The organism is Candidatus Symbiopectobacterium sp. NZEC135 (genome assembly GCF_025962695.1).
This window is the reverse complement of record NZ_JAGFPF010001118.1, coordinates 1-708: the sequence shown is the minus strand read 5'-3', so window position 1 is coordinate 708 and position 708 is coordinate 1. Positions and strand designations below refer to the sequence as shown.

Sequence of the window (708 nt, the reverse complement as noted above, 5' to 3'; positions counted from 1 at the left end):
ACCCATGATATGGGCGTGGTGGGGGAAGTGGCCGATGGCGTGCTGGTGATGAATAGCGGCCACTGCGTTGAAACCGCGGGCGTGAGCGAGATATTTGCCACACCACAGCATGTGTATACCCGTGCGTTGTTGGCGGCAGTGCCGACGCTAGGCGAGATGCGCGGGCGTTGCGAACCTGCGCCGTTTTCGCTGCATCTCACCGACGCCGAAGGGCAGACGATTGCCAGACAGACAGCGGCCAGCGCGGCGCCGGCGAGCCTACCCAAACCGTCGACGCCCGTATTGCAGGTGCGCGATTTGGTCACGCGATTTCCGCTGCGCCGGGGAATACTCAACCGCGTAACCCATCAGGTGCATGCGGTGGAGCACATCAGTTTCGATCTTTACCCCGGCGAAACGCTGTCATTGGTCGGGGAGTCCGGCTGTGGAAAATCGACGGCAGCGCGCGCCTTGTTACAACTGGTGCCCAGCCAGCAGGGCACTATCACCTTTGCCGGTGAACGTATTGAAGGTCTGGGCAGTGAGGCGCTGCACCGGATACGCCGTAATATTCAACTGATTTTTCAGGACCCTTATGCATCGCTGGACCCCCGTCTGACGGTGGGGTTCTCGATCATGGAACCGCTGTTGGTGCACAAGGTGATGGATAAACCGGCAGCCGAAGCGCGGGTGGCACAACTGCTCAAGCGTGTGGGGCTGTTGCCGGAA

Annotated in this window: 1 protein-coding gene; it reads left to right on the top strand. The window is 60.7% G+C overall.

The features are described 5' to 3' along the window. A partial coding sequence (locus J5224_RS32810; RefSeq protein WP_264629097.1) for an ATP-binding cassette domain-containing protein occupies positions 1-708 on the top strand: 708 nt, incomplete at both ends.